10 protein-coding genes are annotated in these 13,475 nt (G+C 65.4%); 3 read left to right on the top strand and 7 right to left on the bottom strand.

Going from position 1 to position 13,475, the window contains the following annotated elements:
- Positions 1-7: 7 nt before the first annotated feature.
- The 4 genes from HXX15_RS09150 to dusB form a co-directional block, all read right to left on the bottom strand.
- Complete coding sequence (locus tag HXX15_RS09150; RefSeq protein ID WP_296515267.1) at positions 8-2,293, bottom strand: PAS domain-containing sensor histidine kinase; 2,286 nt, start codon at positions 2,291-2,293, stop codon at positions 8-10.
- A gap of 175 nt (positions 2,294-2,468) precedes the next feature.
- Positions 2,469-3,911 carry a nitrogen regulation protein NR(I) gene (gene ntrC, locus HXX15_RS09145; protein ID WP_296515265.1) on the bottom strand — a complete coding sequence of 481 codons (1,443 nt, stop codon included), beginning with the start codon at positions 3,909-3,911 and terminating at the stop codon, positions 2,469-2,471.
- A gap of 9 nt (positions 3,912-3,920) precedes the next feature.
- Positions 3,921-5,093: a nitrogen regulation protein NR(II) gene (locus tag HXX15_RS09140; protein WP_296515263.1), complete on the bottom strand. Its 1,173-nt coding sequence runs from the start codon at positions 5,091-5,093 to the stop codon at positions 3,921-3,923.
- Complete coding sequence (gene dusB / locus HXX15_RS09135; RefSeq protein ID WP_296515261.1) at positions 5,090-6,154, bottom strand: tRNA dihydrouridine synthase DusB; 1,065 nt, start codon at positions 6,152-6,154, stop codon at positions 5,090-5,092. The genes HXX15_RS09140 and dusB overlap by 4 nt, the downstream gene beginning before the upstream one ends.
- Positions 6,155-6,365: 211 nt before the next feature.
- Between dusB and HXX15_RS09130 the strand changes: the two genes are divergently transcribed.
- Together HXX15_RS09130 and HXX15_RS09125 are read left to right on the top strand one after the other, a co-directional pair.
- Positions 6,366-7,562, top strand: a complete 1,197-nt coding sequence (locus tag HXX15_RS09130) for a bifunctional 2-C-methyl-D-erythritol 4-phosphate cytidylyltransferase/2-C-methyl-D-erythritol 2,4-cyclodiphosphate synthase (protein WP_296515259.1) — start codon at positions 6,366-6,368, stop codon at positions 7,560-7,562.
- A 1-nt stretch (position 7,563) separates the two neighbouring features.
- Complete coding sequence (locus tag HXX15_RS09125) at positions 7,564-8,199, top strand: CinA family protein (protein WP_296515258.1); 636 nt, start codon at positions 7,564-7,566, stop codon at positions 8,197-8,199.
- 3 nt (positions 8,200-8,202) lie between these two features.
- Here HXX15_RS09125 and HXX15_RS09120 read toward each other — a convergent pair whose 3' ends face one another.
- Both HXX15_RS09120 and lipA read right to left on the bottom strand, forming a co-directional pair.
- Positions 8,203-8,679 (bottom strand): type II toxin-antitoxin system RatA family toxin, encoded by a 477-nt coding sequence (locus HXX15_RS09120; protein WP_296515255.1) that lies wholly within the window; start codon positions 8,677-8,679, stop codon positions 8,203-8,205.
- A gap of 9 nt (positions 8,680-8,688) precedes the next feature.
- The gene (lipA, locus tag HXX15_RS09115; protein WP_296515254.1) at positions 8,689-9,648 is read right to left on the bottom strand and encodes a lipoyl synthase; all 960 of its coding nucleotides are present in this window, start codon (positions 9,646-9,648) and stop codon (positions 8,689-8,691) included.
- Between the two features lie 139 nt (positions 9,649-9,787).
- On the opposite strand from lipA, the gene HXX15_RS09110 reads away from it, so the two are divergent.
- Positions 9,788-10,420, top strand: a complete 633-nt coding sequence (locus tag HXX15_RS09110; protein ID WP_296515252.1) for a DNA-3-methyladenine glycosylase — start codon at positions 9,788-9,790, stop codon at positions 10,418-10,420.
- 161 nt (positions 10,421-10,581) lie between these two features.
- Here the strand turns inward: HXX15_RS09110 and HXX15_RS09105 are convergent, their stop codons facing one another.
- Positions 10,582-13,452, bottom strand: a complete 2,871-nt coding sequence (locus tag HXX15_RS09105) for a valine--tRNA ligase (protein ID WP_296515250.1) — start codon at positions 13,450-13,452, stop codon at positions 10,582-10,584.
- Between the last annotated feature and the right edge of the window lie 23 nt (positions 13,453-13,475).

Genomic DNA, 13,475 nt, shown 5'->3' with positions numbered 1-13,475 from the left:
TATCATCTCAACTGCTGCTCACAGCTTCTGCTGTTGTTTCGTTACCCGCCTGAATTTTTGGTTCACCGGAATCAGCCGCGGGGGCCTGTCCGGAAATCGAAAATCGCAGCCGCATCCAGGCGCCGCGCTGCCCAGGCCGAATATCGGAAGCGTCGTTGAGTTCGATGCGGCCGCCATGATCGACCAGAACCCGGCCGACGATGGCGAGGCCGAGCCCGGTGCCCTTCTCGCGGGTGGTAACGTAGGGCTCGAGCAATCGCGCCCGGCTGACCTTCGGCAGCCCGATGCCGTTGTCGATCACATCGATGACGATGTCGTGATGGTCGCGCGCAGCGATCACCTCGATACGGCCCTTGCCGAGTTCCTCCGGCGGCACCACCTCGATCGCCTCGGTGGCATTCTTGATGATGTTGGTAAGTGCTTGGGAGATCAGCCGGCGATCGAACCGCGCCCGCATCGGCTCGTCCCTGATCTCGGCCTCGATCTCGATGTCGGGATGCCCGACCCGCATCAGGAACACCACCTGCCGCACGGTGTCGGCGACATCCTCGCCCTCGATCACCGGCTTCGGCATCCGCGCGAAGCGCGAGAATTCGTCGACCATCCGCCGGATGTCGTCGACCTGGCGCACGATAGTGTCGGTGCATTGCTCGAAGATCGCCTTGTCCTCGGTGATGACCTTGCCGAATTTGCGCTTGATCCGCTCCGCCGACAGCTGGATCGGCGTCAGCGGGTTCTTGATCTCATGCGCGATCCGGCGCGCCACGTCGGCCCAGGCCGAGGTACGCTGTGCCGACACCAGTTCGGTGATGTCGTCCAGGGTGATGATGTAGCTGTCGCGCGACTGGCTGGTTTGCTCGGCGCTGACCCGCACCGACAGGTTTCGCTCGCGGCCGTCGCGGGTGATGGTGATCTGGCCCTGCACCAGCCGCTGCGAGCCCTCGCGCGCGGTCTTCATCATCTCGTCGAGCTCCGGCAGCACCTCGGACAACGGATGCCCGAGCGTTTCGGATTCCGAATGGCCGATCAGCTTCTCGGCCGAGCGGTTGAGAATGCCAATGCTGTTGGAGCCGTCGACGCCGATAATGCCGGCCGAGGCCGACGACAGCACCGCCTCGATGAAGCGACGGCGGCTGTCGATCAGGTCGCTGGCGTTGACCAGTTCGTCGCGCTGGGTGCGTAGCTCCTGGGTCATCTTGTTGAAGGTCTCGCCGAGATGGGCGAGATCGCCCTCCGACTTGAACACCGGCACCTGGACGTGCAGATCGCCGGTGGAGACCAGATTGGCCGCGCCCATCAGGCGCCGGATCGGCGCCACCAGCCAGTTGGCGAAATTCAGTCCGATCAGCACCGACGACATCAGCACGGTCAGCGCGATCACGGTGAACATCAGCGCGAACGCGACCTGGACGCCGAGTCGCCGCGCCTCGATCTCGGCATATTCGGCGACGCTGGCCTGGGTCTGGCGCAGTTGCGACACCACACGCGGATCGAGCAGCCGCGCGACGTACAGGAAGGTGTCGTCGAAGGCGCGCAGCCGGATTACCGCGGCGACGTAATTGGCTTCGATGAAAACCGCAATCTGCGGCTCGGTGGCGTTGATGTTGCTGAGAAACTCCGGCGCCGGGGTATCGAAATCGCGGGTGATGCCGGTCTGCGCCGATTCCAGGATATTGCGGTCCTTGTCGATCAGCATCGCGCCGGGCAGATTGCGCGACGTGGCACTCGCGGTCAGGAATTCGCGAAACGACCGGCGGTCCTGGTCGTACAGCGGCCGGGCATTGGAGATGTCGTTGGCCATCCCCAGAATGTCGCCGCGAATCATCTGGGCGTGTTCATGCAGATAGGCATTGGCCACGATCAGCGAATTCTCGATCACGGCCCGGGTCGGGCCGGAGAACAGTCGGTCGAGACCGCGATCGATGGTGACATTGGCCACGATCGACACCAGCACCGCCGGCAGCACCGCGATCACCGAGAACAGGCTCACCACCTGGACGTGCAATTTCGCGGCGGCGCGACCTCTGCGCCGCGCCTGCACCACCTTCCAGACTTCGCGGACGATGATCACCACCAGTAGCAGCACTGTGGCGGCGTTGATCAGCAGGAACGTCACCACCACGTCGGGGGTCGGCGCGATCCGGGTCAGCCCTGTCAGCACCACGAAGGTCAGGAACGCCGAAAGCAGCGCCAAGCCGACCGCGAACGGCGCCAGGAGCCCGCGCAGTTTTCCGGCGCGCGGCTCGACAATCGACGGATCAAATGGTGGGGCCGACGGGTCTGCGCTGGTCATTCCGGCAATATGTGAGCGTGAACGCGAGGCGGACGCCAAAGATCGATCAGCGCGCCGACTGATGCATTCATACAACAATGTTGCTCAATTACGACAATTCCGCGGCGCCGTCACCTCGTAGACTTCCGCATCTCGGGCAGAGACCCGGCCGAGCACGATCTCGAGCGCGGCGAATTCAGCCGCCGGTGCGATAAACTTGAATGTCGAGATCGCGAATCTTCTTGCGCAGGGTGTTTCGGTTCAGCCCCAGCAGGTCCGCCGCCCGGATCTGGTTTCCCCGGGTGGCCGCCAGCGCCGCGGTCAGCAGCGGCACCTCGATTTCGCGCAAGATCCGGTGATAGAGGCCCGGCGGCGGTACGCCGTTCGGGAAGCCGGAGAAGTGCGAGGACAGGTACATCTCGACCGCGCCGCCAAGATTTTCGACGCCGTGCTGCGCGCTGCCGCTGGAGACGACCGCGGGCGGCGCCAATTCGCCGTCGATCACCGAACCCGTGATGACGTCCTGGGGATACAGCGCGGCCAGCCGCCGGGCCAGGTTTTCCAACTCGCGGACGTTGCCGGGCCAGCGATGCTGCTTCAGGCGCTCGAGCGCCGCCGAATCCAGTTTCTTGGCCGGCAATCCATCCTTCTCCGCCAGCGCGAAGAAATGCCGGACCAGATCGGGCAGATCCTCGATGTGCTCGCGCAGCGGCGGCAGCCGCAGCGGCACCACGTTGAGCCGGAAGAACAGATCCTCGCGGAACAGCCCCTGCTGGATCAGGATACGGAGATCCTTGTTGCTCGCCGCGACGATCCGCACGTCGGTCTTGATCGGGGTCCGGCCGCCGACCGTGGTGTATTCGCCCTGCTGCAGCACCCGCAGCAGCCTTGTCTGTGCTTCCATTGGCATATCGCCGATCTCGTCGAGAAACAGCGTGCCGCCCTCAGCCTGCTCGAACCGGCCCGATGCGCGCGTATTGGCGCCGGTGAAGGCGCCGCGCTCGTGGCCGAACAATTCCGACTCGATCAGGTCGCGCGGGATCGCCGCCATATTGACGGCGACGAACGGGCCATTGCGGCGCTTGCCGTAGTCATGCAGCGCCCGCGCCACCAGCTCCTTGCCGGTGCCGGATTCGCCGGAGATCATCACCGTCAGATCGGTCTGCATCAGCCGCGCCAACACGCGGTAGATTTCCTGCATCGCCGGCGAGCGGCCGACCAGCGGAATCGAATCGAACTCCGCCTCGTCGGCATGGCTCGCGGCGCGGTCCTTCGGCTCCGCCAACGCGCGGCCGACGATCGCGATCAGTTCCTTCAGATCGAACGGCTTCGGCAGATATTCGTAGGCGCCCTTCTCGGAGGCGCGGATCGCGGTCATGAAGGTGTTCTGCGCGCTCATCACGATGACCGGGAGGTTCGGCCGCAATTTCTTGATCCGCGGCAACAGATCGAACGCGTTCTCGTCCGGCATCACCACGTCGGTGATCACCAGATCGCCCTCGCCCTGGCTGACCCAACGCCACAGCGTCGCCGCGTTGCCGGTCAGCCGCACCTCGTATCCGGCGCGCGACAGCGCCTGATTGAGCACGGTGCGAATCGCGGTGTCATCATCGGCGACAAGTATGCTACCTGCGGGCATTGTTAGTCCTCATCTTGCAGTCTGTGAGGCAGGGGACGACGCCGGCACGTCCTCGCCGTTGCCTTGATTATAGTTCTTCGCGGTATTGAACATCGGCAACAGCACGCGAAACGTGGTCTTGCGCGGCTGGGATTCGCATTCGATGATTCCGCCGTGGTCGCCGACGATCTTGGCGACCAGCGCGAGGCCGAGCCCCGAGCCCGACGGCTTGGTGGTGACGAACGGATCGAACAGGTTCGGCAGCAGATCTTCCGGCACGCCCGGCCCGTTATCCTTGACGCAGAATTCCAGCGGCAGCGACACCCGCGATTTCTTGCCGGGCACCGACAGCCGCACGCCGGGCCGGAACGCGGTGGTGAGCTGGATCTCCGCGTCGCTGCCGAGATCGACCACGGCTTCGGCGGCATTCTTCACCAGATTCAGAAACACCTGAATCAGTTGATCCTGATTGGCCAGCACCGGCGGCAGCGACGGATCGTAGTCCTCGATGAACTTGATGTTGCGCGCGAAGCCTGACTGGGCGAGCCGCTTGACGTGATCCAGCACCGAATGGATGTTGACCGGCCCGCGCGCTACCGGCCGGTCGTCGCCGAACACTTCCATGCGATCGACCAGCGTCACGATGCGGTCGGCCTCGTCGCAGATCAGCCGCGTCAGCATGCGGTCTTCCGACGACGCCTGCTGCTCGAGCAATTGCGCCGCGCCGCGAATGCCGGACAGCGGGTTCTTGATCTCATGCGCCAGCATCGCCGCCAGCGCGATCACCGAACGCGCAGCGCTGCGGTGGGTCAATTGCCGGTCCATCTTGTCGGCGATGGTGCGCTCCTGCAGCATCACCACGATATGGCCCGGCCGCTCCGGCATCGGGGTGACATGCAGATCGACCTGGCGGTCGCCGCCGATCCGCGGCGTGCCGAGATCGACCTTGTATTCATTGACCGGCGAACCGCTGCTTCTGACCTGGTCGATCAGCGCCAGCAACGGACTGCCGAACGGCACCAGTTCGGTCAGCGACTGCCGGCGCAGGAACTGGGTCGAAATCTCGAAGAAGAATTCCGCCGCCATGTTGGCGTCGATGATCTTGCCGTCGGGCGCGATCAGCAACACCGGATTCGGCAGCGCGTTGAGGATCGCGTCGCTGTCGGTCGGCGGTGTCCGGCGTGGCTCTGCGGCTAAGTTCATGCGGCGGCACTCCAGGCGAAATCATCATAGGCATCGCCGAGCGAACGATGCACGGCGGCCGGATCTTCCGCGGTCAGGATCCGGGTGCGCCAATTCTTCAGCGCGGACAGCGGCGCATTGCCGCTGGCGGCCGCGACGTCGAGCGCCCAGCCGAGATGCTTGCGGGCGTGGCGAAGCCCGATCCGCACCCCGTAGAGGCTGAGAATGTCGTCGTAGAGAACGCGCAGATAAGAGAGCTGATCGGCCAGCGCCGGCGCGCGCTCCGCGACGCCCGTTTGCATTTGCCGTCCGATCTGGCCGGGCAGCCAGGGCTGGCCCAGCGCGCCGCGACCAATCATCACCGCATCGGCGCCCGATAGCTCCAGCGCCGATATCGCGGTCTCGAACGAGGTAATGTCGCCGTTGACCACGAGCGGAATATCGATCGCGTCTTTGACCGCGCGGACCGCGCCCCAGTCGGCCTCGCCCTTGTAGAACTGGCAGCGGGTGCGGCCGTGAACGGTGATCAGCTTGACTCCCGCGGCCTGCGCGCGCTGCGCCAGCTCCGGCGCGTTCATCGACCGGTCGTCCCAACCGAGCCGCATCTTCAGCGTCACCGGGACCTTCACCGCGGCGATCGTCGCTTCGATCAGCTTCAACGCATGATCGAGATCGCGCATCAGCGCCGAGCCTGACGCACCGCCGGTCACGTGCCGCGCCGGGCACCCCATATTGATGTCGATGATGTCGGCGCCGCCGGCCTCCGCGATCCGCGCGCCTTCCGCCATCCATCGCGTTTGACAGCCCGCCAGTTGCACGACATGCGCGCCAGCGCCGCCGACATCGCAGCGCCGGATCGACATCGCACGTCCCCGCGCCAGATCCTCGCTGGCAGTCATTTCGGAAACCACCAAGCCGGCGCCGAGCGCCGCGGTCTGCCGGCGGAACGGCGCGTCGGTGATACCGGACATCGGTGCCAGGATGACCCGGTTGACCACGTCAATATTGCCAATTCTCAATGGCGTAGAACCTGATAGTTTCGGGCCGGTCACGGTATGCTCATTCTCTAGCCACCGCATCATCGCGATGGGTCCGGCTCATTTGTTGGGCACTCTAACCTGTTGCCTACAGTTTAGCCAGTTCTGCCGGACTTGCAAGTGCATTGCAGCAATGTTGTCGGCGCTCGTCTCCAAAAACCATGGAATCAGGATGAATATACGCCTCGGCATGGTAATGGCTTTGCGCTGCACCGCCAAAACTCTCCCTTCAACCGCGTAATTCCTGCTGGTCACGATGTCGAAATCACAACGCACTGCCGCCATTATCGTCGCGGCCGGCCGCGGCCTTCGTGCCGGCTCGGGCGGCCCCAAGCAATACCGTACGCTGGCCGGCCGCTCAGTGATTGCCCGGGCGATGGAGCCGTTCTGCATCCATCCGGAGATCTTCGCGGTCCAGCCGGTCACCAACCCGGACGACGCCGCGATGTTCAATCAGGCGGTCAGCGGACTGAACTACCAACCCGCCGTCGGCGGCGGTGCGACCCGGCAGGCGTCGGTCCGCGCCGGCCTCGAAGCGCTGGCCGGCCTGTCGCCCGACGTGGTGCTGATCCATGACGCGGCGCGGGCGTTCGTCACCCCGGCGCTGATCTCGCGCGCGATCGAGGCCGCCGGACGAACCGGCGCGGCGCTGCCGGTGATCGCGGTGACCGACACCATCAAGCAGGTTGACGCCGCCGAACAGGTCGAGGCCACGCCGGAGCGGGCGAAGTTGCGGATCGCCCAGACCCCGCAGGCGTTCCGGTTCGACGTCATTCTCGACGCCCATCGCCGCGCCGCGCGCGACGGCCGCGATGATTTTACCGATGACGCCGCGATCGCGGAATGGGCGGGATTGACGGTCTCAACATTTGAAGGCGATGTTGCGAACATGAAGCTCACCACACCGGAAGATTTTGTCCGCGAGGAATCCCGGCTCGGCGCCCTGCTCGGCGACGTGCGGACCGGCACCGGCTACGACGTCCACGCCTTCGGCGACGGCGATCACGTCTGGCTGTGCGGCCTCAAGGTGCCGCATAATCGCGGCTTCCTGGCGCATTCCGACGGCGACGTCGGCCTGCATGCGCTGGTCGATGCGATCCTCGGCGCGCTGGCCGACGGCGATATCGGCTCGCATTTTCCTCCGAGCGATCCGCAGTGGAAGGGCGCCGCGTCCGACAAATTCTTGAAATATGCCGTCGACCGCTTGACCGCGCGCGGCGGCAGAATCGCCAATCTCGAAGTCACGATGATCTGCGAACGCCCCAAGATCGGCCCCCTGCGCGACGCGATGCGGGCGAAGATCGCGGAGATCACCGGCGTGCCGGTGGCGCGCGTCGCGGTGAAGGCGACCACCAGCGAACGGCTCGGCTTCACCGGCCGCGAGGAAGGCATCGCCGCCACTGCCTCCGCCACGATCCGGCTGCCCTGGGGCCCGAACGGGCTGGACGGTTGAGATGAGCGGCAGCGACGCCCGCGCCGATTCCCGCGCTCTGGCCCGCTCGCTGCTTGATCTGTGCCGCTCGCGCAAGCTGACCATTGCCACCGCCGAATCCTGCACCGGCGGTTTGGTCGCCGCGACACTGACCGACATCCCCGGCTCCAGCGACGTGATCGACCGCGGCTTCATCACCTATTCCAATGAGGCCAAGCACGCGATGCTCGGCGTCACCAATACGATGCTGTCGACCTTCGGCGCGGTCAGCAAGGAGACCGCGACCGCGATGGCGGTCGGCGCGCTGGAAAACGCCGACGTCGATCTCGCGGTGTCGATCACCGGCATCGCCGGCCCGGGTGGTGCCACGCCCGGCAAGCCGGTTGGCCTGGTGCATTTCGCGGTTGCGGCGCGCGACGGCCGGATCGCCCACCGCGAACATCGTTTTGGGGCGATCGGGCGCAGCGCGGTGCGTCAGCGCTCGGTGGTCGAAGCCTTGCGCATGCTGATGGAACTGGCACGCGGCCCACAGGCTCCGACAAAGCCGCGAACAGCGGTCAGCGCATCACGCCTGCGGGTCGCTCGCAGCCCGCGCCGCGCCGCGGTGAAACGGCGCCGCGCCGCGCCGCCGCTCAAGCCGAAGCCCGACAAGGGCTGACTACTAGACCATAAGCTTGCGAGCCTGCGCGCGGCCGTAAACTTCGCCGGCGCGTTTTTCGAACGCCGCGGCGAAGCGATGGAACGCGGTGTCGAACATCGTGCCCATCAGCATCGCCAGCATCCGGTTCCTGAACTCGTAGGCCAGAAAGAATCCGACATCGCAGGCCGCGTCGCCACGCGGCTCGAACGCCCAGCGGTTCTGCAGATGCGAGAACGGGCCCTGCAGATACTCCACCAAAATCTTCAGATTGGCGCGATCCAGCGTCACCCGGCTGGTGAAGGTCTCGCGGATCAGTTTGAACGACACCGTCATGTCCGCCGTCAGCACCTCGGTGCCGTCGGGTTTTTCCAGACGCTGCCGGATTTTCAGCGCGCTACACAGAGGCACGAATTCCGGATAGCGCTCGACGTCCGCGACGAGGTCGAACATCTGCTCGGCGCTGTGGCGCACCCGGCGCTTGCTCTGGAATTGCGGCATGTCGACGTCTCAGCGCGCCAGCGCGGCGCGCGCCGCCTGCAGCTTGGTGAAATTGTCGCCGGCATGATGCGACGACCGCGTCATCGGACTGGCCGACACCATCAGAAAACCCTTGGAATAGGCGACCTGCTCATAGCCGGCGAATTCTTCCGGCGAGACGTAGCGCATCACGGCGTGGTGCTTGAGGGTTGGCTGCAGATATTGCCCGATGGTGAGGAAATCGACATCGGCCGAGCGCAGGTCGTCCATCACCTGCAGCACCTCGTGGCGCTCCTCGCCGAGTCCGACCATGATGCCGGATTTGGTGAAGATGGTCGGATCGATTTCCTTCACCCGCTGCAGCAGCCGAATCGAATGGAAGTAGCGCGCGCCGGGCCGCACCGTGAGATAGCGCGACGGCACGGTTTCGAGGTTGTGGTTGAACACGTCGGGCTTGGCGGCGACCACGATTTCCAGCGCGCCATCCTTGCGCAGGAAATCCGGGGTGAGGATTTCGATCGTGGTGGTTGGGCAGCGCTCGCGCAGCGCGCGAATGGTCGCGGCGAAATGCGCAGCGCCGCCGTCGGCGAGATCGTCGCGATCCACCGAAGTCACGACGATATGCGCCAGCCCCAACTTGCGGGTCGCCTCGGCGACGTGCTCCGGCTCGAGCGGATCGAGCGCGCCGGGCATCCCGGTGCGGACGTTGCAGAACGCGCAGGCGCGGGTGCAGGTGTCGCCCATGATCATGAAGGTGGCGTGCTTCTTGTCCCAGCACTCGCCGATATTCGGGCAGCCGGCCTCCTCGCACACTGTGACCAGGCCGTTGGCCTTGACGATGGCACGCGTGTCGGCATAGCCGCGGCTGCTCGGCGCGCGCACCCGGATCCAGTCCGGCTTCTTCGGCGACGGCGAATCCGGCCGGGCCACCTTCTCGGGATGGCGCGGGCGCAACGGGGTTGTTGAGACGGTATCGACGACGACGACCATGGCGAGTCCGATCTGGCAGAGCCTTACCTAATCCGCCGGGCATTGTCCCGCAACCCGCGCGCCTTGCTGGGGATCATCCATTGGAATAATGCTCAAACTGTATCCATCGCGGGTCCCGGCCCGTGCCAACCGGAGCGCCATGCCCCGCCCCCGCGTTCCAGCTGCCCCGCGCCTCCCGAGCCTCGGCCCGCCGCTGCGCCGCGCTTTCTTCGCCCGCAGCGTCCATGAGGTGGCGCCCGAGCTGATCGGCGCGACGCTGCTGGTGGACGGCGTCGGCGGCATCGTCGTCGAGGTCGAGGCCTATCACCACAGCGACCCGGCGGCGCATTCGTTCCGCGGCCCTACCCCGCGCAACGCCGTGATGTTCGGCCCGCCCGGCTTCGCCTATGTCTATCGCTCCTACGGCATGCACTGGTGCGTCAATGTCGTTTGCGAAGCTGAAGGCTCGGCCAGCGCGGTGCTGATCCGCGCGCTGGAGCCGACCCACGGCCTCGCCGCTATGCGGCGGCGACGCGGCCTCGACGACCCGCGCGCGCTGTGCTCCGGCCCGGGCAAGCTTACACAGGCCCTGGCGATCACCTACAAGCACAACGGCCTGCCGCTCGACAAGCCGCCGATCGCGCTGCATGCGCGCATCGCTGTGCCGAAGATCGTCACCGGCATTCGCATCGGCATCACCAAGGCGGTCGAGTTGCCGTGGCGTTATGGGCTGCAGGGCTCGCGTTTCCTGAGCAAGGCGTTTCCGAACCAAGACCGTCATCGTCCGGCTTGACCGAACGACCCAGTATCCCAGAGCGCTTCGTCCAATAACGAGCGCTCTCCATTACTAGGCCCTCCGCTTTCGCGGAGGGTGACGACTTTTGGGTTACGACTGCACCGCCAGGGATGCTTGCGAAGAGGGTTCAATCGAGCACAGATCGAGCATCGCCGGCGTCACACCACGGTCTTCAGCCGCTCCAGCGCCTCGAGGATCTTGACTTTGCGCGCGGTCGCGGCCGCATGCTTGTCCTTTTCCTCTTCGACGATCTCGTCCGGCGCGTTGGCGACGAATTTCTCGTTCAACAGCTTGGCGTCGACCCGCTTGATGTCGGCCTCCGCCTTGGCGAGTTCCTTGTCGAGTCGCGCCTGCTCGGCGACCAGATCGATCAAGCCCTTCAGCGGCAGCGCCGCGACTTCGCCGCGCACCAGGAGCTGCACCGCGCCCTGCGGCGCGGTGTCGGCGAACGAGATCTCGCCGACTCGCGCCAGCCGCTTCACCACATCGCTCCAGCGCTGCGCCCGCGCCTGCATGTCGGGCGACGCCTTGATCAGCATCAGTGGCGTCAGAGTCGCCGGCGTGATGTTCATCTCGGCGCGCAGCGAACGGATCGCGGTGACCAGATCGACCACCCAGCCGATCTCGGCTTCGGCGGCATCGTCGCGGAAATCCGGCGTCGGTTCCGGCATGTTGATGATGGTCGGCATCGCCACCGGATCGCCCGCCACCGACGCCGCCAGCAGCGACAATTCCGCAGGCGTCGGCCCGCGTTGCCGCGACCATGGCGCCAGCGCCAGCAGCACGTCGCGTGGCGCCGTCACCGCCCACAATTCCTCGGTGATGAACGGCATGAACGGATGCAGCAGCTTGAGGATTTCGTCGCGCGCCCAGGCCACCATCGCCCTTGTCTCGGTCTTGGCCGGACCGTCCTCGCCCATCATCACCGGCTTGGCGAGTTCGAGATACCAGTCGCAATACACGTTCCAGACAAAGCGATAGGCGGCGGCGGCGGCGTCGTTGAAGCGATAGGCCTCGATCGCCTCGGTGACCTCGCGGGTGGCGCGCACGGTTTCGTGCGCGATCCAGCGGTTCAGCGTCTGCGTCGCCGCGGTGTGGTCGAAGCCCTTGGGCAGCGCGCAGCCGTTCATCTCGGCGAAGCGGCTGGCGTTCCACAGCTTCGTCGCGAAATTGCGGTAGCCCTCGACCCGCTGCGGCGCCAGCTTGATGTCGCGACCCTGCGCCGCCATCGCGGCCAGCGTGAAGCGCAGCGCGTCGGCGCCGTAATCGTCGATCAGGTGCAACGGATCGATGACATTGCCCTTCGACTTCGACATCTTGGCGCCCTTCTCGTCGCGGACGAGGGCGTGGATGTAGACGGTCGGGAACGGCACGTCCTTCATGAAGTGCATGCCCATCATCATCATCCGGGCGACCCAGAAGAAGATGATGTCGAAGCCGGTGACCAGCACGTCGGTGGGGTAGTAGCGCTTGATGTCGGTGTCGGAGTCCGGCCAGCCCAGCGTCGAGAACGGCCACAGCGCGGAGGAAAACCAGGTGTCGAGCACGTCTTCATCGCGCGTAATGAAGCCCTCGCGCTGCGCCGGATCGTTCGCCATCGCCTCGCCCTGCTCGGGCGTGATCACTTCCTGCTCGACGTAATAGCCGAGCGCGTGGCCGACCGCCTCTTCCTCGGTCTCGGCGACGAACACCTTGCCGTCCGGGCCATACCAGGCGGGAATCTGGTGGCCCCACCACAATTGCCGCGAGATGCACCAGGGCTGGATGTTGTCCATCCATTCGAAATAGGTCTTTTCCCAGTTCTTCGGCACGAAGGCGGTGGCGCCCGAGCGCACCGCGGCGATCGCCGGCTGCGCCAGCGTCTTGGCGTCGACATACCACTGGTCGGTCAGATAGGGCTCGATCACCACGCCGGAGCGGTCGCCATGCGGCACCATGTGGACGTTGGGTTCGACCCGCTGCAGGAAGCCGAAATCCTCCAGCCGCGCCAGGATCAGTTTGCGCGCGGCGAAGCGATCGACGCCGTGCATCTCGGCGGCGAATTCCGACGCCCCTTCGGGCAGGCCGTGCAGATAGGCCTCGTTGTCGACCAGGTCGAGACGGCCCTCGGTATCCAGAACGCTTATCTGCCGCAGATTGTGGCGGCGGCCGACCTCGAAATCGTTGAAGTCATGCGCCGGCGTGATCTTCACCGCGCCCGAACCCTTATCGGGATCGGAATATTCATCGGTGATGATCGGGATCTTGCGGCCGACCAGCGGCAGGATGACGTTGCGCCCCACCGCATGGGTGTAGCGGTAATCGTCCGGATTCACCGCCACGGCGGAATCGCCCAGCATGGTCTCCGGCCGTGTGGTGGCGACGACGATGAAGCTCTCGGGATTTTCCGGATCGAAACTGGCGCCTTCGATCGGATAGCGCAGATACCACAGATGGCCCTTGACCTCGACCTGCTGCACTTCGAGATCGGAGATCGCGGTGAGCAGCTTCGGGTCCCAATTGACCAGCCGCTTGTCCTTGTAGATCAGGCCGTCACGATGCAACTCGACGAACACCTTGATCACGGCGCGGGACAGGCCCTCGTCCATGGTGAAGCGTTCGCGCGACCAGTCGCAGGAGGCCCCGAGCCGCTTCAGCTGGTTCACGATGACGCCGCCGCTCTCGGTCTTCCACTGCCAGACACGTTCGAGGAATTTTGCGCGGCCCATCTCGCGGCGGCCCGGCTCCTGGCGTTCCATCAGCTGGCGTTCGACCACCATCTGGGTGGCGATGCCGGCATGATCGGTGCCGGGCTGCCACAGCACGTCGCGGCCGCGCATCCGCTCGAACCGGCACAGAATGTCCTGCAGCGTGTTGTTGAGCGCGTGCCCCATATGCAGCGAGCCGGTGACGTTCGGCGGCGGAATCACGATCGAGAACGGCTCGGCGTTGCGGCGGTCGGAACGTCCGGCCTTGAAGGCGCCGGCGTCTTCCCAGGCGCGCCCAATGCGGCCTTCGATCTCGGCGGGCTGGTAGTTTTTTTCGATCATGGCAGTGCAATCAACCGGGGTGT

Source organism: Rhodopseudomonas sp. (assembly GCF_013377015.1).
Lineage (GTDB): Bacteria > Pseudomonadota > Alphaproteobacteria > Rhizobiales > Xanthobacteraceae > JARJEH01.
Note: the sequence above shows the minus strand (reverse complement) of the source record. Positions and strands in the feature narration are given on the sequence as shown.